General features: G+C 66.7%; 15 protein-coding genes. All 15 read left to right on the top strand.

The genetic code is table 11. The annotated features are described in order from the left end of the window. Positions 1–12: 12 nt before the first annotated feature. Positions 13–2,271 carry a heavy metal translocating P-type ATPase gene (locus tag AC1RDS_RS09730; protein WP_092697634.1) on the top strand — a complete coding sequence of 753 codons (2,259 nt, stop codon included), beginning with the start codon at positions 13–15 and terminating at the stop codon, positions 2,269–2,271. A 139-nt stretch (positions 2,272–2,410) separates the two neighbouring features. Next, on the top strand, positions 2,411–3,487 hold the full coding sequence (locus tag AC1RDS_RS09725) for a CobW family GTP-binding protein (RefSeq protein ID WP_092697635.1): 1,077 nt from the start codon (positions 2,411–2,413) through the stop codon (positions 3,485–3,487). Between the two features lie 469 nt (positions 3,488–3,956). Next, entirely contained in the window at positions 3,957–4,454 is a 498-nt protein-coding gene (gene dksA / locus AC1RDS_RS09720; protein ID WP_425285650.1) for an RNA polymerase-binding protein DksA, read from the top strand. 46 nt (positions 4,455–4,500) lie between these two features. Continuing rightward, entirely contained in the window at positions 4,501–6,207 is a 1,707-nt protein-coding gene (locus AC1RDS_RS09715) for an STAS domain-containing protein (protein ID WP_348683328.1), read from the top strand. Positions 6,208–6,279: 72 nt separating this feature from the next. Continuing rightward, positions 6,280–6,843 carry an ATP-dependent protease subunit HslV gene (gene hslV / locus AC1RDS_RS09710; RefSeq protein WP_092697638.1) on the top strand — a complete coding sequence of 188 codons (564 nt, stop codon included), beginning with the start codon at positions 6,280–6,282 and terminating at the stop codon, positions 6,841–6,843. Between the two features lie 87 nt (positions 6,844–6,930). After that, positions 6,931–8,256 carry an ATP-dependent protease ATPase subunit HslU gene (gene hslU / locus AC1RDS_RS09705; RefSeq protein WP_092697639.1) on the top strand — a complete coding sequence of 442 codons (1,326 nt, stop codon included), beginning with the start codon at positions 6,931–6,933 and terminating at the stop codon, positions 8,254–8,256. A 323-nt stretch (positions 8,257–8,579) separates the two neighbouring features. Next, positions 8,580–9,008, top strand: a complete 429-nt coding sequence (gene mraZ, locus AC1RDS_RS09700) for a division/cell wall cluster transcriptional repressor MraZ (RefSeq protein ID WP_026436642.1) — start codon at positions 8,580–8,582, stop codon at positions 9,006–9,008. 8 nt (positions 9,009–9,016) lie between these two features. Next, the gene (gene rsmH, locus AC1RDS_RS09695; protein WP_026436641.1) at positions 9,017–9,946 is read left to right on the top strand and encodes a 16S rRNA (cytosine(1402)-N(4))-methyltransferase RsmH; all 930 of its coding nucleotides are present in this window, start codon (positions 9,017–9,019) and stop codon (positions 9,944–9,946) included. Then, positions 9,943–10,242 (top strand): cell division protein FtsL, encoded by a 300-nt coding sequence (gene ftsL / locus AC1RDS_RS09690; protein ID WP_092697640.1) that lies wholly within the window; start codon positions 9,943–9,945, stop codon positions 10,240–10,242. The genes rsmH and ftsL overlap by 4 nt, the downstream gene beginning before the upstream one ends. Beyond that, entirely contained in the window at positions 10,239–11,984 is a 1,746-nt protein-coding gene (locus AC1RDS_RS09685; protein ID WP_287877129.1) for a peptidoglycan D,D-transpeptidase FtsI family protein, read from the top strand. Before ftsL ends, AC1RDS_RS09685 begins: the two co-directional genes overlap by 4 nt. Next, positions 11,984–13,486 (top strand): UDP-N-acetylmuramoyl-L-alanyl-D-glutamate--2,6-diaminopimelate ligase, encoded by a 1,503-nt coding sequence (locus tag AC1RDS_RS09680; RefSeq protein WP_492226880.1) that lies wholly within the window; start codon positions 11,984–11,986, stop codon positions 13,484–13,486. Before AC1RDS_RS09685 ends, AC1RDS_RS09680 begins: the two co-directional genes overlap by 1 nt. Next, positions 13,477–14,904 (top strand): UDP-N-acetylmuramoyl-tripeptide--D-alanyl-D-alanine ligase, encoded by a 1,428-nt coding sequence (locus tag AC1RDS_RS09675; protein WP_492226879.1) that lies wholly within the window; start codon positions 13,477–13,479, stop codon positions 14,902–14,904. Before AC1RDS_RS09680 ends, AC1RDS_RS09675 begins: the two co-directional genes overlap by 10 nt. 30 nt (positions 14,905–14,934) lie before the next feature. Then, on the top strand, positions 14,935–16,113 hold the full coding sequence (mraY, locus tag AC1RDS_RS09670) for a phospho-N-acetylmuramoyl-pentapeptide-transferase (protein ID WP_287877123.1): 1,179 nt from the start codon (positions 14,935–14,937) through the stop codon (positions 16,111–16,113). Further along, complete coding sequence (murD, locus tag AC1RDS_RS09665; protein ID WP_287877121.1) at positions 16,110–17,927, top strand: UDP-N-acetylmuramoyl-L-alanine--D-glutamate ligase; 1,818 nt, start codon at positions 16,110–16,112, stop codon at positions 17,925–17,927. The genes mraY and murD overlap by 4 nt, the downstream gene beginning before the upstream one ends. After that, the gene (ftsW, locus tag AC1RDS_RS09660) at positions 17,924–19,189 is read left to right on the top strand and encodes a putative lipid II flippase FtsW (RefSeq protein ID WP_092697646.1); all 1,266 of its coding nucleotides are present in this window, start codon (positions 17,924–17,926) and stop codon (positions 19,187–19,189) included. Before murD ends, ftsW begins: the two co-directional genes overlap by 4 nt. Positions 19,190–19,252 lie beyond the last annotated feature (63 nt).

Here is a 19,252-nt window from a genome sequence, read left to right as displayed (position 1 = left end):
AGGAAAGCCAGCATGAGCACACCCCCCCACACTTCTCCCGCCCCGGCGGATGCCTGCGGCCATTGTTCCTGCGCGCCGGCCCTTGGGCCCACCGCCGTGCAGGGCGCCGAAGGCGTCGCGCGTGGGGCCGCCCACGGGGCGGTTTTCCGCATCGCCAGCATGGACTGTGCGGCCGAGGAAAGCGAGATCCGCCACGCCCTGGCGGGCATTTCTGGCCTGCACGGCCTGCGCTTCCAGCTGGCGGCCCGCACGCTGGCCATTGATGCGGCGCCCGCGGCGATGCCGCAAATTCTGGCGGCCATCCGGCAGGCGGGGTTTGATCCGCAGCCTGTGGCGCAGGCATATGCCCATCTGCCGGGCGCGCAGGGGCTGTGGCGTTTGGGGTGGGCGCTGGGACTGGCCATTGCGGCCGATCTGCTGGCCTTTCTGGCGCCAGACACGCGGGTGTTGCAGGCGGCCGGCATGGCACTGGCCGCTGCTGCCATCGGGCTGGCCGGTTTTTCCACCTACCGCAAGGGCCTGGCTGCACTGGGGCGCGGACGGCTCAACATCAATGCGCTGATGACCGTGGCCGTGAGCGGCGCGTTTGTCATCGGCCAGTGGCCCGAGGCCGCCATGGTGATGGCGCTGTATGCCATTGCGGAGCTGATCGAGGCACGTTCGGTGGATCGTGCCCGCAACGCCATCAAAAGCCTGCTCGACCTGGCGCCCGATACGGCCGAGGTGTGCCAGCCCGACGGTGCCTGGCAGCCAGCCGCCGCGGCCGCTGTGGCGCTGGACGCGGTGGTGCGCATCCGGCCGGGCGCGCGCGTACCGCTCGATGGCGTGGTCATCGCGGGCACCAGCGCGGTCAACCAGGCCTCGGTGACGGGCGAAAGCCTGCCCGTGGACAAGGCTGCGGGCGACACCCTGTTTGCCGGCACCATCAACGACACCGGCACCCTGGAAATGCGGGTGACGGCCACGGCCAGCCATACCACGTTGGCCCGCATCATCCATGCGGTGGAGCAGGCCCAGGGCAGCCGCGCGCCCACGCAGCAGCTGGTGGACCGGTTTGCCGCCATCTACACGCCGGTGGTGTTTGCGCTGGCCGTGGCGGTGGCGCTGCTCATGCCCTGGCTGATGGATGTGCCCTGGACGCAGGCGCTGTACAAGGCCCTGGTGCTGCTCGTGATTGCCTGCCCTTGCGCGCTGGTCATTGCCACGCCGGTCACGGTGGTGAGCGGGCTGGCCGCCGCTGCGCGGCGCGGCATTCTCATCAAGGGCGGGGTCTATCTGGAGACCGCCCACCAGATCCAGGCGATAGCGCTCGACAAGACCGGCACCATCACCGAAGGCCGGCCCCGGCTGGTGGCGACCGAGGTTCTGCCGCTGCCCGAGGGGCGTGCCCCGGTGGTGCCGGCGCAGGTGCTGCGCTGGGCGGCCAGTCTGGCAGGGCATTCCGACCACCCGGTGTCGCGGGCCATTGCGCAGGGGCTGGATGCCGTCCAGGGTGCGCCAACGGGCGCGGCGCTGGAGGCCTTGACGGCCCTGCCCGGGCGCGGCGTGCAGGCCCGCATTGCCGGGCAGGCACTGGTGCTGGGCAACCATCGCCTGATCGAGGAGCGCGGCTTGTGCTGTGCCGACATCGAGGCGCGGCTGGCCGCCCACGAGGCCCAGGGCCGCACCGTGACGCTGTTGGCAACCGATACCGCCGTGCTGGCCATTTTTGCGGTGGCCGACACGATCAAGGACAGCTCCCGCCAGGCGCTGGCCGCGCTGCGTGCCATGGGCGTGGCCCCGGTGATGCTGACAGGCGACAACCAGGTGACGGCTGGCACCATCGCCGCCCAGGCGGGCGTGGAGGAGGTGCAGGGCAACCTGCTGCCACAAGACAAGCTGGCGGCCATCGAAGCCCTGCAGGCGCGCCACGGCCTCACCGCCATGGTGGGGGACGGCATCAACGATGCCCCCGCGCTGGCCCGCGCGGACATCGGCATCGCCATGGGGGCGGCAGGCACCGACACGGCCATGGAGGCGGCCGATGTGGTCATCATGAACGACGATCTGCGGCGCATTCCAGAGCTCATGCGGCTGTCGCGCCGCACGCGCGCCGTGCTGTGGCAGAACATTGCGCTGGCGCTGGGCATCAAGCTGGTATTTCTGTGGCTGGCGCTGTTCAACGGCGCCTCGATGTGGATGGCGGTATTTGCCGACATGGGTGCCAGCCTGATCGTGGTGTTCAACGGTCTGCGCATGCTGCGCGCGGTGGACGAGCAGCCGGTGGCATAGACGACGGCCTTTTCCGCTGGTGGCCCGGTTGCGCCGCGTCCGGCGCGGGCTTTTGTGCCCCGCTAAACTCACCCCTTCGCGGTCTGGTGCTCCGTCCAACGGGCTGCACGGCCCATTGCATCTCCCAAGGCTACTCCCCATGTCCCTCATTCCTGTCACCATCCTCACCGGTTTTCTGGGTTCCGGAAAGACCACGCTGCTCAAGCGCCTGCTGAGCGAAGCCCATGGCCAGAAGATCGCCGTGATCGAGAACGAATTTGGCGAAGAGAACATCGACAACGACATCCTGGTGACCGACTCCAAGGAGCAGATCGTGCAGATGAGCAATGGCTGCATCTGCTGCACCATCCGCGAAGACCTGCGCGAAACCCTGCAGTTGCTGGCTGCCAAACGGCGCAAGAATCTGCTGGAGTTCGATCGCATCGTGATCGAGACCACCGGCGTGGCCGACCCCGGCCCCGTGGCGCAGACCTTCTTCATGGACGAGGAGATCGCCGAAACCTACCTGATCGACTCCATCATCACGCTGGTCGATGCCAAGCACGCGGCCCAGCAGCTCAACGACCGCCAGGAGGCACGCCGCCAGGTGGGCTTTGCGGACCAGATCTTCCTGTCCAAGACCGACCTCGTGAGCGCCGAGGACACCGAGGCGCTGATCCATCGCTTGAAACACATGAACCCGCGCGCGCCCATCAAGGCCGTGCACTTTGGCGAGGTGCCGCTCAAGGAGGTGCTGGACCTGCGGGGCTTCAACCTCAATGCCAAGCTGGATATCGACCCCGACTTCCTCAAGGAAGAGGAGGAGCACGACCACCACGGCCATGGGCATGGGCACCACGACCATGTGCACGGCGAGCACTGCAACCACCCTTCGCACCAGCACGGACACGAGGGCCATGGGCACCATCACCACCATGACGACGATGTCAAGAGCTTCGTCTACCGTTCGGATCGCCCGTTCGATCCGGCCAAGCTGGAGGATTTTCTGGGTGCCATCGTCAACATCTATGGCCCGCGCATGCTGCGCTACAAGGGCGTGCTGAACATGCAGGGCACCGATCGCAAGGTGATCTTCCAGGGCGTGCACCAGCTCATGGGCAGCGACCTGGGCCCCCAGTGGGCCGAAGGGGAGGCGCGCACCAGCAAGATGGTCTTCATCGGCATCGACCTGCCCAAGGACATCTTTCTGCAGGGGCTGGAGCAGAGTCTCGTTTGAACGGTTTGCACCGGAACGGGCAGGGATGGCCCCACATCCTTTTGTGTTGTATCTGCAACGTTCCCGTTTGCGTCCGCGCAGGTCGATACAATCGCGCCCCGGCAAAACCCCGGAAGGCTTGCCACCCGCCCTTGGCTGCCTGCGCAGCCCGGGCCAGCCCGTTACGCGAGGAGTTCTGTCAGTGAAAGCCGAAACCAGCAAACCCAAGGCGGCCGCAAAAGCGGCCCCAACCGCGGCAAAAAATGCCGCCGCCCCAGCGGCAAGCAAGGCTGCTGCAAAGGCTACTGCCCAGGTCGCCCCCAAAGCCGCCAGCCCTGCCGTCGCAGAGGCCTCCGAGCAGGCCTTGCGGGCCGGCAGCCAAGTACCCGTGCGCAGCACCCGGCCTTCTTCCCGGCTGGCCCAATTGACCGTACCATCCATGGCCCAGGCAGTGGCTTCCACCGCTGCCAAAGCCAGTTATCTACACACCATGCCCACGACCGCGCAAGCGCACCCTGTTTACACGGCTGCCAAGAAAGACCCCAAACTGGCGAACAACTGGAAAGACAAGAGCGCCGAAGAGCTGACCGACGCCGAAGTGATGGCGATGCCCGACAGCGAGTACATGAACGACAAGCAGATGGCGTTTTTCCGCCTCAAGCTTGTCCAGCTCAAGCAGGACATCCACAACAGTGCCGGTGAAACCACCGAACACCTGCGCGAAGACACCGTGGTGGTGCCCGATCCTGCCGACCGCGCCACCATTGAGGAAGAGCATGCGCTGGAGTTGCGTACCCGTGATCGCGAACGCAAGCTGCTCAAGAAAATCGAGCAATCCATTGCCCGCATCGACTCGGGTGACTACGGCTATTGCGATGAAACCGGCGAACCCATCGGGGTGGGCCGCCTGATCGCCCGTCCCACCGCCACGCTGTCGCTGGAAGCGCAGCAACGCCGTGAACTCAAGCAGAAGATGTTTGGCGACTGAAGGCGGGCGGGCCTGAACTCTTTATGCGCACCCGACCTGACTGCCTATGAGCAAGCAAGACACCACACTCGGCGGTCTGCTGTCCAAGGTGGTGCGGTTTGTGCGCAACCCCACGGTCAACTGGACAGAGCTCGACTCGATCCAGGCCGATCGGGAGAGCCAGTACAGCAAGCAGATGCTCAAGGAGATGATCGAGCGCAAGCGGCGCAACGACTTCGTTCGTCGCCGCGAGTTCGATCAGCTGCGCAAACTGCGCCAGCGCGAGGTGCTGCAGGGCCATGGCGCCGAAGACCCTGCGGGTCGTCCGTCTTTCTTCCAGAGCAGCATGACTTCGCCCGACGAGCGTGCGGTCACGCTCAAGAAAATCGACGAAATCGAAGCGCAGATGTCGCAGCAGTGGTGGAAGGGCAAGCAGCATGCAGATGCGCCCACCCAGCCTTTGGATATGCAGCCCCAGGGGGATGAAAACGCCGCCGCGCGTGCGTATGCGCCCACCAGGCCGGGCACTTTGCAGGTACCGCTGGAGGCCAAGCCCTCGGTCGCGCCCTTGTTTGCAGATGACAGCATGGCCATTGCAGGCGCTGGCGGCACGGATGCCTCCATGCGGGCCCATGCACCTGCGGCGTCCTTCAGCCCTGCGGCGCCCGCCGCCGAACCTGAATACGCCGTCGAACCGGAGGAATTCGTGCACGAACCCGATCTAGAAGAAGCCGCCATCCGGTTTGCCAATGGCGACCATGCCGGCGCCGAGTCAGGTTTGCGGGAGGTACTCGCACAACACCAGCAGGACGACCCGCAGCAGCAACTGGAAATCTGGATGACGCTGTTTGACCTGTACCGCGCGACAGGTCAGCAGGACCGTTTTGACACGCTGGCGATTGATTTTGCCGCGCGCTTCAACCGCTCGGCGCCGCTGTGGTTCTCGATACCCGAGCAGCTGGGGCTGGCATCTTCTGCGGCGCCCGCCGAAGCGCCGGTGGCTGCACGGCGCGATTTCAGCTGGACGGCACCTTCGACCATGGCGGTGTCGTCCGTGGCCGCGTTGCAGGCCGCGCTGGGGCGCGCCGCCTCGCCCTGGACCCTGGCCTGGGGGCGGCTGGTGGCCATCGAGGACGCGGCCGTGCCGCTGCTGGCCGACCAGTTCACGCAGTGGGCGGAGCGCAGAGGACAGTTTGTGTTCTCCGGCGTGTCTGCGCTCAACGCGCTGTTGGAGAGCAAGACCCAGTCGGGCGACCGGTCCAGCAGCCCCGAGTGGTGGCGCCTGCGCATGGCGGCCCTGCGGCTCATGGCCAGCCCCGATGAGTTCGAACTGGTCGCACTGGATTACTGCGTGACCTATGAGGTGTCGCCCCCTTCGTGGACGGTACCGCGCTGCAGCTACGCGGACAGCGAAAACGCAGCGGCGCATGCCGCAGAGGCTGCCGGCCACGATCTGCTGGCCCCCGAGGCCGCCGTGCCTGCGGCGCCCGAATCGGCTCCCGCGGCGACGCTGAGTGGCCACATCGACGGCGATGCCACGCCACAGCTGGAGCCTTTCCAGGCGCTGATGCGGCCCGGAGAACCCCTGGTCATTGCCTGCGACCGCCTGATCCGCATCGATTTTGGCGCTGCCGGATCGGTGCTCAACTGGGCTGCCGAGCAGCAGTCCCGCGGCCATGTGGTGCAGTTCCACAATCTGCACCGCCTGGTGGCGATTTTCTTCAATGTGATTGGCGTCAATGAGCACGCCTGGGTCGTCCCGCGCAAGAACTGAACCGGCGCACGGGGTGATCGTGGCCGGGGCGGTGGCTTGCAAAATACCGCGTCGCCCCCAGCTGGGATGGCTATGGATTCATCTCGTCAAAACCCTGTTTTTCACGGCACCACCATCCTGAGCGTGCGCCGCCAGACGCCCCAGGGCGTACAGGTCGCCATCGGCGGCGACGGCCAGGTGACTCTGGGCAATATCGTCGTCAAGGGCACGGCGCGCAAGGTGCGCAAGCTCTACCACGGCAAGGTGCTGGCGGGTTTCGCCGGCGCCACGGCAGATGCCTTCACGCTGTTCGAGCGTTTCGAGGCCAAGCTGGAGAAGCACCAGGGCCACCTCACCCGCGCCGCCATCGAGCTCACCAAGGACTGGCGCACCGACCGCGTGCTGCGCCGCCTGGAGGCCATGCTGGCTGTGGCCGACGCGAGTGCCTCGCTCATCATCACGGGCAATGGCGATGTGCTGGAGCCCGAGCAGGGCATCGTGGCGATCGGCTCGGGCGGTGCGTATGCGCATTCGGCTGCCAAGGCATTGCTGAACCACACCGACCTGTCGGCCCAGGACATCGTGAAGCGGTCGCTGGAAATCGCCGGCGAACTGTGCATCTACACCAACATGAACCACACCATCGAGACGCTGTGACGGCGGGTGTGTGATTGCTATTTTGTTTGTAGCTGTTTGCGTTTGATGGATAAGCGCTGCAGCCATTTTTGACAGTGGATTAGCCTTATGTCGTCCATGACCCCCCAGGAAATCGTCTCTGAACTCGACCGCCACATCGTCGGCCAGGCCAGCGCCAAGCGCGCCGTGGCCATTGCGCTGCGCAACCGCTGGCGCCGCCAGCAGGTCGAAGGCAGCCTGCGCCACGAGATCACGCCCAAGAACATCCTCATGATCGGCCCCACCGGCGTGGGCAAGACCGAGATCGCCCGGCGCCTGGCGCGCCTGGCCGACGCGCCTTTCATCAAGGTCGAGGCCACCAAGTTCACCGAGGTGGGCTATGTGGGCAAGGATGTGGACGCCATCATCCGCGATCTGGCCGAGATGGCCGTCAAGCAGACGCGCGAGTCTGAGACGAAGAAGGTGCGGGCCCGCGCCGAGGACGCGGCCGAAGAGCGCATCCTGGATGTGCTGATTCCGCCGGCCCGTGCCGCGACGGGCGCCGAGCCGGCGGCGGACAGCACGGCGCGCCAGGTGTTTCGCAAGAAGCTGCGCGAAGGCAGCCTGGACGATAAGGAGATCGAGATCGACCTGGCCGAGAGCCGCCCCCAGGTGGAGCTCATGGGCCCGGCCGGCATGGAGGAAATGACCGAGCAGCTGCGCGGCATGTTCAGCCAGATGGGGCAGGGCAAGCGCCACACCCGCAAGCTCAGGATTGCCGAAGCGCTCAAGCTGCTCACCGAAGAAGAGGCGGGCAAGCTGGTGAATGAGGAAGAGATCCGTGCCCGCGCCATCCAGAATGCCGAGCAGAACGGCATCGTCTTCATCGACGAGATCGACAAGGTCGCGGCACGCCAGGAAACCAGCGGCGCCGATGTGTCGCGCCAGGGGGTGCAGCGCGATCTGCTGCCGCTGGTGGAAGGCACCACGGTGTCCACCAAATACGGCATGGTCAAGACGGACCACATCCTGTTCATCGCCTCCGGCGCATTCCATCTGTCCAAGCCCAGCGACCTGATTCCCGAGCTGCAGGGGCGCTTTCCGATCCGGGTGGAACTGGAATCCCTGTCGGTGCAGGACTTTGAAGCCATCCTCACGCAAACCCACGCCTCGCTGGTCAAGCAATACCAGGCGCTGCTGGCCACCGAAGGGGTGGCGCTCGACTTTCAGCCCGAGGGCATCACGCGCCTGGCACACATTGCCTTCGAGGTGAACGAGCGCACGGAAAACATCGGTGCGCGCCGCCTGTCCACCGTGATGGAGCGGCTGCTGGACGATGTCAGCTTCGACGCGGCGCGCCTGGCCGGCCAGAAGGTCACCGTGGACGCGGCCTATGTCGACACGCGGCTGCAAACCCTGAGCCAGGACGAAGACCTGTCGCGCTACATCCTCTGAGACGGATTCGCGCTCCCAACGAGAACTGCGTTGCCGCGCCCTGCTCTTGCTGGCGGGGCAAAACCAAATGCGTGCCCGTCCTGCCTTCAGGTATCACTTGCATAGGCAGTTCTAAGTGCTTGCTGAGCAACGGATTTTAGGGTTTCGAATCCTTCGAAAACGCTTCTAAGTCCTTGATTCCATTGCAAAAGTTTGTTGCAGGCGCCCTTGCATGGAATGTTTTTCCTGCTACAGTGCAAAAAAGTGCAATTAAGTGGTGAAAAGTGCCTTGAAACGCCAGTTCTGGGTTCAAGGGTTCATCGTCCTGCTAGGGGAATCGTTCCGTGTTTCAAGGTGCCTCGTCGCTGAGTCTCGATGCGAAAGGTCGGCTGTCCGTGCCGACCCGGCATCGTGACGTCCTGAGCGCGACCGCGGCCGGCCAACTCACGATCACCAAGCACCCCCACGGCTGCCTCATGGTGTTTCCCCGTCCCGAATGGGAGAAGTTCCGCGAGCGCATCGGCCAGCTGCCGATGTCTGCCCAGTGGTGGAAGCGCATCTTCCTGGGCAATGCGATGGATGTGGAAATGGATGCCACCGGCCGGGTGCTGGTGTCGCCCGAGCTGCGCGAGGCGGCCGGCATCGCCAAGGACGCCATCCTGCTGGGCATGGGCAACCATTTCGAACTGTGGGACAAGGCCACCTACGACGCGCAGGAAGCGCAGGCCATGCAGGGCGAAATGCCCGATGTGTTCAAGGATTTCTCTTTCTAAGGCCCGTGGTGACCCCTGATTTGCAACACACCACGGTCCTGCTCGATGAAGCGGTGGACGCGCTGCTGGGTGGCGCGGGCCCCGAGCCTGCCGGCACCTGGGTCGACGCCACCTTTGGTCGCGGGGGGCATTCGCGGCACATCCTGCTGCGGCTGGGGCCGCAAGGGCGTCTTGTGGCGTTCGACAAGGACCCGCAAGCCATCCAGGAGGCAACGCGCATCACTGATGCGCGTTTTTCCATTCGGCATGAAGGTTTTCGCCATCTGGCGGATTTGCCGCCGGGCAGTGCGGCCGGCGTGCTGATGGACCTGGGGGTGAGCTCGCCCCAGATCGACAGTCCCGAGCGGGGTTTCAGTTTCCGTTTCGATGGCCCGCTGGACATGCGCATGGACACCACGCGGGGGACCAGTGTGGCCCAGTGGCTGGCCACTGCCGAGGTGCAACAGATTGCGGAGGTGATACGTGACTACGGTGAAGAACGGTTTGCTGGCCCCATTGCAAAGGCGATTGTTGCTCGGCGCGAGGAGCGGGGGCCTCTTGCAACCACCGCCGAACTGGCCGATCTCGTGGCTGGTGCGGTCAAAACCCGCGAGTCGGGCCAGAACCCTGCAACGCGCACATTTCAGGCTTTACGGATTTTCATCAACGCTGAACTTGAAGAGCTGCAGCAGGCGCTAGAAGCCAGCCTGTCGGTGCTCCAGCCAGGTGGGCGGCTGGTGGTGATCAGCTTTCATTCGCTCGAAGATCGCATCGTCAAGCAGTTCATCGCGCAGCATTCCAAGGAGGTGTACGACCGCCGTGCGCCGTTTGCACCGCCCAAGGTCATGAAGCTGGTCGCGCTGGACCGCATCAAGCCCAGCGCCGCCGAAGTGGCGGCCAATCCCCGCTCGCGCAGCGCCATCATGCGCGTGGCCGAGCGCACGGAGGCGCCCGCATGACCCGGCTCAGCCTCGTCCTGCTGGTGGCGGTGATGGCCAGCGCCCTGTATCTGGTGCACACGCAGTATGAGTCGCGCCGCCTGTTCACGCAGCTGGACCGGGCCAACTCCGAGGCGCGCCGGCTGGAGACCGAGCACCAGCGCCTGCAGGTGGAAAAACGCGCGCAGGCCACCCCCCTGCGGGTGGAGAAAATCGCGCGGGCGCAGTTGCAGATGCGCACGGCCACCCCGGCCATCACCCAGTATGTGGCCGACCCTGCCGGTGCCGCGACGACCGCTTCGGGGGTGCAGCCGTGAGCCGCAGCGTTCTCTACACCTCCAGCCCGCTGCTGGCCAGCAAGACACCCGTGTGGCGCAGCAAGTTCATCGTGGCGATGATTGCGCTGGGATTCGTGGGGCTGGGCGCGCGCGCGGCCTATGTGCAGGTATTCGGCAACGATTTCTTCCAGCGCCAGGGCGAGGTGCGCTTTGCGCGCACGCTGGAGTTGCCCGCCAACCGGGGCAAGATCCTCGATCGCAACGGGCTCATCCTGGCCTCCAGCGTGCCGGCGGCCAGCATCTGGGCCATCCCCGAAGATGTGGAGCAGGACAAGCCCGAGGTGCGCGCCAAGCTCAAGCAGCTGGCACGGCTGCTCGACATGCCTGCGTCGGAGCTGAATGCCAAGCTGGCCGACGAAGACAAGACTTTCGTCTGGATCAAGCGCCAGCTGGACTGGGAGCTGGGCCAGCAGATCGCCGCCCTCGACATCAAGGGCATCTACCAGCGCAAGGAATACAAGCGCCAGTATCCCGAAGGCGAATCGGCCGCGCATGTGGTGGGTTTCACCAATGTGGAAGACAAGGGCCAGGAGGGCATGGAGCTGGCCTTCAACAGCGAGCTGGCCGGGCGTGCCGGCTCGCGCCGCGTGATCAAGGACCGCCTGGGCCGCGTGGTCGAAGGCGTGGGCGAAACCGTGCCACCGGTGGACGGCCGCGACATGCAGCTGTCCATCGACAGCAAGGTGCAGTTCTTCGCCTACCAGAAGCTGCGTGACCAGGTCGCCGCGCACAAGGCCAAGGCGGGCAGCGTGGTGGTGCTCGATGCGCACACGGGCGAGCTGCTGGCGCTGGCCAACTACCCCAGCTACGTGCCCGACAAACGCCAGAACCTCACCGGCGAGCAGCTGCGCAACCGTGCGCTCACCGACGTGTTCGAGCCCGGTTCGACCATGAAACCCTTCACCATCGGGCTGGCGCTTGAATCAGGTCGCGTGCGCCCCGAGACCATCGTGGACACGAGCCCCGGGCGCATCACCATTACGGGTTCCACCATTTCGGACACGCACAACTACGGTGCGCTCACCGTGGAAGGTGTGATCCAGAAATCCAGCAACGTTGGCACGACCAAGCTGGCCATGCAGATGCCTGCACGCGAGATGTGGGAAACCTTTTCGGCGGCCGGCTTCGGACAAAAGCCGCAGCTGCATTTTCCCGGCGTGGTCACCGGCCGTTTGCGTCCCTACAAGAGCTGGCGCCCGGTGGAGCAGGCCACCATGTCCTACGGCTACGGTCTGTCGGCCAGCCTGTTCCAGATGGCGCGCTCGTATACCGTGTTTGCCAATGGTGGTCGCGTGATTCCTGCCACCATGCTCAAGACCGACACGGCGGCGGTGGGCGTGCCCGTGTTCTCCGAGCGCACGGCCGACCAGGTGCGCAAGATGCTGCAGATGGCCGCAGGCCCCGGCGGCACGGGGCAGAAAGCGCAGACCGTGGGCTACTCGGTGGGTGGCAAGTCGGGCACGGCGCGCAAGCAGGTCGGAAAAAACTATGCCGCCGGCAAGTACCGCGCCTGGTTCACCGGCATGGCGCCCATCGACAAGCCGCGCATCATCGTGGCCGTGATGATCGACGAGCCCAGCAATGGCCAGGTGTACGGCGGCCTCGTGGCCGCGCCGGTGTTCAGCGAGGTGGTGCAGCAGACCCTGCGCATGATGGGCGTGCAGCCGGACATGGCCGTCAAGCCGCAGATCGTCACCAACGGGGTGGAGGAGTCGCTGTGATGCATGTGCTGACCTCTGCCCATGATGCCGTGCAATGGCTGCGCGCGCGCGTCACCGGCACCTTGCAGACCGACAGCCGCCTGGTGGTACCGGGCGATGGCTTCATTGCCTGGCCCGGAGCCGCGACCGACGGGCGTGCCCATGTGGCCGATGCCATGGTGCGGGGCGCCACGGCCTGCCTCGTGGAACAGGCCGGCGTGGAGGCGTTTGGGTTCACGGGCGACCACATGGCCGCATTGCATGGCCTCAAGGCCGCCACGGGGCCGATCGCCGCACAGTGGTTTGGCCACCCCGCGCAGCAGCTGGCGGTGCTGGCCGTGACGGGCACCAATGGCAAGACCAGCACCGCCTGGTGGCTGGCGGATGCCTGGAATGCGCTATCGAATCAAGCGCCGCATGTGCGTGCCGGGTGTGCGCTGGTTGGCACTTTGGGCATGGGGGTTCCGCCTGGGCTCGAAGCCACGGGCATGACCACCCCCGACCCCGTGCGCCTGCAGCGCGCGTTTCGCCGGTATGCCGACCAGGGGCTGGGCGCTTGCGCCATCGAGGCGTCTTCCATCGGGCTGGCCGAGGCGCGCCTGGATGGCACACCGATCCGCGTGGCCGTCTTCACCAATTTCACCCAGGACCACCTCGATTACCACGGCAGCATGGCCGACTACTGGCTGGCCAAGCGGGCCCTGTTCGACTGGCCCGGCCTGCAGGCCGCCGTCATCAACGTGGACGACCCCGCCGGTGCGCAACTGCACGCCGAACTCGCGGGTGGCGCGCTCGACCTGTGGAGCATTTCTGCCCAGGGCACGGCTCGGCTGGTGGCGCAGGACATTGCCCTGGGTGACCAGGGCCTGCGTTTCACGGTGGTGGAGGGGGCGCAGCGGCTGCCGCTGCAGACCCGCGTGATCGGCCACTACAACGTGCTGAACCTGCTCGGCGTGCTGGCCACGCTGCGCAGCCAGGGCGTGCCGCTGGCCGATGCCGTGCAGGCTTGCGCCAGCCTGCAGCCCGTGCCCGGCCGCATGCAGCGGCTGGTGGCACCGGGGCAGCCGCTGGTGGCGGTGGATTACGCCCACACCCCCGACGCGCTGGACAAGGCCTTGCAGGCGCTGCGCCCGCTGGCGGCCGAGCGCGGCGGCCAGCTCTGGTGCGTGTTCGGCTGCGGCGGCGACCGCGATGCCGGCAAGCGCCCGCTGATGGGCGCCGTGGCCCAGCAGCATGCCGACTGGGTGGTGGTGACCAGCGACAACCCGCGCAGCGAAGCGCCGGTGGCCATCCTGCACCAGATCCTGCAGGGCACGATTGCCGGCGAAACCGTCCGCGCCGAACCGGATCGGGCGGCCGCCATTGCGCTGGCCATCGGCGAGGCCGATGCGGCCGATGTGGTGCTGATTGCCGGCAAGGGCCACGAGGACTACCAGGAAACCGCCGGCGTGCGCCGGCCGTTTGATGACATGGCGCAGGCGCGGGCAGCGCTGGCCGCCCGGGGAGCCAGCGCATGGGCATGATGAACCTGCAGCAGGCATTCGACTGGATTCGCCCCGCCATTCCCCAGGCACGCCTGGTGGGCGATGGGGCAACGCCGCTGGCACGGGTGCACACGGACACCCGCACCCTGCAGGCGGGTGACCTGTTCGTGGCGCTCAAGGGCGAGCGCTTTGATGCCAATGCCTTCCTGGCCGATGCCCGTGCAGGCGGTGCCATGGCCGCCATCGCCCATGGCGGGCTGCAAGCCGCAGGGTTGTCCGGCATCGAGGTGCCCGACAGCCTGGCGGCGCTGGGTGCCCTGGCGGCCGGGTGGCGCGCCCAGTTCGGCCTGCCGCTGATCGGCATCACGGGCAGCAACGGCAAGACGACGGTGACGCAGATGGTGGCATCCATCCTGCGCGGCTGGAAGGGCGAGGCCGCGTTTGCCACGCAGGGCAATTTCAACAACGATATCGGCGTGCCCTTGATGCTGCTGCGCCTGCGCGCCGGCCATGCCGCCGCGGTGATCGAGATGGGCATGAACCATCCGGGCGAGATCGTCACCCTGGCGGCCATGGCGCAGCCCACGGTCGCGCTGGTGAACAACGCCCAGCGCGAACACCTCGAATTCATGCACACCGTGCAGGCCGTGGCCGAGGAAAACGGTTCGGTCTTCGCGGCGCTGCCGGCCAATGGCGTGGCCGTGTTTCCCGCAGGCGATGCCTACACCGCACTGTGGAGCCGCCTGGCCGCGCCGCGCCGCTGCATCACGTTCGGCGAGGGCGGTGACGTGCAATGTCTGCACGCCCGCTGGCAGCAGGGCGCCTGGGCGGTGGAGATGGCCACGCCCGCGGGCGCGCTGTCATGCACCCTGCAGATCGCCGGCCAGCACAACGTCACCAACGCGCTGGCTGCGGCGGCCTGTGCCCTGGCGGCAGGGGCTCCGCTGGACGCGATAGCACGCGGGCTGAGCAGTTTCACACCCGTCAAGGGGCGCTCGCGCGCGCTCAATCTGCTGCTGGCGGGCCGTGACATCACCGTGGTGGACGACACCTACAACGCCAACCCCGATTCCATGCGCGCCGCCATTGACGTGCTGGCCGCGCTGCCCGCGCCGCAGCTGCTGGTGATGGGCGACATGGGAGAGGTGGGCGACCAGGGCCCGCAGTTCCACGCCGAGGCCGGCGAACACGCGCACGCTGCGGGCATTGCGCACCTGTATGCGCTGGGTGCGCAGTCGGCCAACGCGGCCCGCGCCTTCGGGGCTGCGCGGCATTTTGACAACATGGCATCGCTGCAGGCGGCGGTGCTGGAGATGCTGCCCCAGGTGGGCAGCGTGGTGGTGAAGGGATCGCGGTTCATGAAGATGGAACAGGTGGTGGAGGCGATGGTTGCCACCGCAGAACAACAAGCAAAGCCAACCGCTCACCCGGAGGGACGCCCAGATGCAAGCCATTGATGTCCGTCGCCCACCGCAGGGAGGTGCCGCATGCTGCTGATGCTGTCGCAATGGCTGCAGGGCCTGTCGCCCGAGTTCGGCTTCTTCCGGGTGTTCCAGTACCTCACGTTCCGTGCGGTGATGGCGGCCCTGACGGCGCTGCTCATCGGTCTGGTGGCGGGGCCGCGCGTGATCCGCGTGCTCGCCTCGCTCAAGATCGGCCAGCCGATCCGGGGCTATGCGATGCAGTCGCACCTGTCCAAGAGCGGCACGCCCACCATGGGCGGCGTGCTCATCCTGCTGTCGATCGCGATCTCGACGCTGCTGTGGTTCGACCTGTCGAACCGCTTCGTCTGGATCGTGCTGCTGGTCACGCTGGGCTTTGGCGCCATCGGCTGGGTGGACGACTGGCGCAAGGTGGTCAACAAGGACCCCGAGGGCATGCGCTCGCGCGAGAAATATTTCTGGCAATCGGTGATCGGCCTGGTGGCCGCGCTGTACCTTGTGTTCAGCATCTCCGAGAGTTCCAACGCCCGGGTGCTGGAGCTGTTCATCAGCTGGGTGCAGTCGGGTTTCTCGCTCGATCTGCCCCCCAAGGCCGGCCTGCAACTGCCGTTCTTCAAGGAAGTGAGCTACCCGCTCGGTGTGCTGGGTTTCGTCATCCTGACCTACCTCGTGATCGTGGGCTCCAGCAACGCCGTCAACCTGACCGACGGGCTCGATGGCCTGGCCATCATGCCGGTGGTGATGGTGGGTTCGGCGCTGGGGGTGTTTGCCTACGTCACGGGCAGCTCGGTGTATTCCAAATACCTGTTCTTTCCGCACATTCCCGGCTCGGGCGAACTGCTGATCTTCTGCGCGGCCATGGCGGGCGCGGGCCTGGCCTTCCTGTGGTTCAACGCGCACCCGGCCCAGGTGTTCATGGGCGATGTGGGCGCGCTGGCCCTGGGCGCGGCACTGGGCACCATCGCCGTCATCGTGCGCCAGGAGATCGTGCTGGCCATCATGGGCGGCATCTTCGTGGTCGAGGCGCTGTCGGTGATGCTGCAGGTGACCTGGTTCAAGTACACCAAGCGCCGCTACGGTGAAGGCCGGCGCCTGCTGAAGATGGCGCCGCTGCACCACCATTTCGAAAAGAGCGGCTGGAAGGAAACGCAGGTGGTCGTGCGCTTCTGGATCATCACCATGCTGCTGTGCCTCGTCGGCCTGTCCACGCTGAAACTGCGATGAACCCGGACGATCCCCTCATCCCCGCAGCCGCCGAGTCACCGGTGGCCACGCCGCCCGAGGTGGAGGCCGGCCCAGGCCTGCCGGCCGCGGGCAAGCGTGCGGCCGCGCCCGCATGGGACCCCGAAGCGCCGCCTGCGGTCTCTGCCGCCCAGGCGGCTGCCGATTTTGTGGCGCAGATTTTTGCCGACGTGACCGCGCCCGAGGCCGTGTCCGCCCCGGTCCCGCAGGCCGTGGATGCCACCGAAAAGGTGTCCGCCGGCGAACCCGCCGAGCCGCTGGGCCGGCCCGGCGAAGGCATGGTGCCGCTGCAGGGCCGGAACATCCTCATCCTCGGCCTGGGCGCGTCGGGCCTGGCGATGGCGCGCTGGTGCGTGCGCTGCGGCGCGCAGGTCACCGTGGCCGATACGCGGCAAGCCCCGCCCCAGCTCGCCGCATTGCAGCAGGAGCTGCCGCAGGTGCGTTTCGTGGCGGGCGAGTTCGGTGCCCATCTGGTCGAGGGGCAGGGCCTGCACGCGGTGTACCGTTCGCCGGGCCTGAGTCCTGCATCGATTGCGGCTGTATTGGCAGCTGCCGACGCAATGGGCATCAGCACTGGCGGCGAACTGAGCCTCTATTCGATGGCGCTGGACACGCTGCGCACCGCGCACGGCTATGCGCCGGCGGTACTGGCCATCACCGGCACCAATGGCAAGACCACGGTCACCTCGCTCACGGGCCAGCTGGTCGAGCGCGCAGGCAAGACGGTGGCCGTGGCGGGCAATATCGGCCCGACGCTGCTCGACACGCTGGCGGCCCGCATCGACGCGGGCACGCTGCCCCAGGTGTGGGTGCTGGAGCTGTCGAGCTTCCAGCTCGACGGCGTGGCGGGTTTCGAGCCCACGGCCGCTGCGGTGCTCAACATCACGCAGGATCACCTGGACTGGCATGGCGACATGCGGGCCTATGCCGGCGCCAAGGCCCGCATCTTCGGGCAGCACGGCGTGATGGTGCTCAACCGCGAAGACGCCGCCGTGATGGCCATGCTGCCGGAGCCGGTGCGCGTGAAGCTGCAAAAGCCGCAGCAGCGTGCGCACACCACCTTTGGCGGCGACATGCCCAGGCGCCCGGGCGATTTCGGCATCGAGATGGTCGGTGGCATGGCCTGGCTGGTGCGTGCCCACGAATCAGACGAAACCCGCAAGCGCGGGCGCAGCGAAGAACCAGAGCTGCACATCCAGCGCCTGATGCCGGCCGATGCGCTGCGCATCCGGGGGCGCCACAACGCCATCAACGCCCTGGCCGCCCTGGCGCTGGCCTGCGAGGCCGGCTGCGCGCTGTCGCCCATGCTGTATGGCCTGCGCGAATACCGCGGCGAGCCGCACCGCGTGGAGCCCATCGGCATGGTGTCGGGCGTGGAGTATTTCGACGACAGCAAGGGCACGAATGTGGGGGCCACGGTGGCGGCCCTGGCCGGGCTGGGCGCCGACCGGCGCCTTGTGGTCATCCTGGGGGGCGAGGGCAAGGGGCAGGATTTTTCGCCGCTGGCAGCGCCGGTGGCGCGGTATGCGCGCGCCGTGGTGCTGATGGGGCGCGATGCACCGCTGATCCACGCAGCCCTGGAAGGTGCGGGTGTGCCACTGGTCGATGCGCAGACCCTGCCGCAGGCCGTGCAGCTGGCCGCGCAGCGCGCCCACGCGGGCGATGCGGTGCTGATGTCGCCCGCCTGCGCCAGCTTTGACATGTTCCGCGACTACGCCCACCGCGCCCAGGTGTTCTGCGACGCGGTGCGCGACATGGCACACGAAGCCGGGCAGGAACTGGGGGGCATGCCATGACCGCCGCCACCGGTACCTGGTCGCGCGTCACGGCCTGGCTGAAAGGGCTGTCGGGCAAGGCCGCCGATGTGCTGCCGGTGCGCGTGGGCGGCACCGACTACCGCCAGCGCCACAGCACGCCCGCCACGGTGCTGGGTTTTGACCAGGCCCTGCTGTGGGTGGTGGTGGCGCTGCTGGCCTGGGGGCTGGTGATGGTGTACTCGGCGTCCATCGCCATGCCGGACAACCCCCGTTTCGGCAAGATTGCCGCCACCCATTTTCTGACGCGCCATGTGTTCGCCCTGATCGTCGGCTTCGTGGTGGCGTTGCTGGCGTTCCAGGTGTCCATGGCCACCTGGGAGCGCGTGGCGCCCTGGCTGTTCGTGGTGTCCATCGTGCTGCTGGTCGCGGTGCTGATTCCGCATGTAGGCACGGTGGTCAATGGCGCGCGGCGCTGGCTGTCCCTGGGCATCATGAACTTCCAGCCCTCGGAACTGGCCAAGTTTGCCGTGCTGGTGTATGCGTCCGACTACATGGTGCGCAAGATGGAGGTAAAAGAGCGCTTCTTTCGCGCGGTGCTGCCCATGGGCGCGGCCGTGGCCATCGTGGGCGTGCTGCTGCTGGCCGAGCCGGACATGGGGGCCTTCATGGTGGTGGCCGTGATCGCCATGGGCATCCTGTTCCTGGGCGGCGTCAATGCCCGCATGTTCTTCCTGATCGCGGGCGTGCTGGTGGCGGCCTTCGGCCTCATGATCGCCACCTCGCCCTGGCGCCGCGAACGCGTGTTTGCCTACCTCGACCCCTTCAGCGAGCAGCATGCACTGGGCAAGGGCTACCAGCTCTCGCACTCGCTCATTGCCATCGGGCGCGGCGAAATCTTCGGCGTGGGGCTGGGTGGCAGTGTCGAAAAGCTGCACTGGCTGCCCGAAGCCCACACCGACTTCCTGCTGGCCGTGATCGGCGAGGAATTCGGCCTGGTGGGCGTGCTCACGCTGATCCTGCTGTTTGTCTGGATGACGCGCCGCATCATGCACATCGGCCGCCAGGCCATTGCGCTCGATCGCGTGTTCGCAGGCCTGGTGGCGCAGGGCGTGGCCATCTGGATCGGCTTTCAGGCCTTCATCAACATGGGCGTGAACCTGGGCGCGCTGCCCACCAAGGGTCTCACGCTGCCGCTGATGAGCTTTGGCGGCTCGGCGATCCTGATGAATCTGGTGGCGCTGGCGGTGGTGCTTCGCGTCGACTATGAAAACAAGCTCCTCATGCGCGGAGGCCGCGTATGAGGAGCTTGTTTCACCAAAACAAGCTGCAGCAGCGTGCAACGCTGCCGAATGCGAAGCATTCGA

This window comes from Acidovorax sp. GW823-FHT02H02, assembly GCF_058797075.1.
Note: the sequence above shows the minus strand (reverse complement) of the source record. Positions and strands in the feature narration are given on the sequence as shown.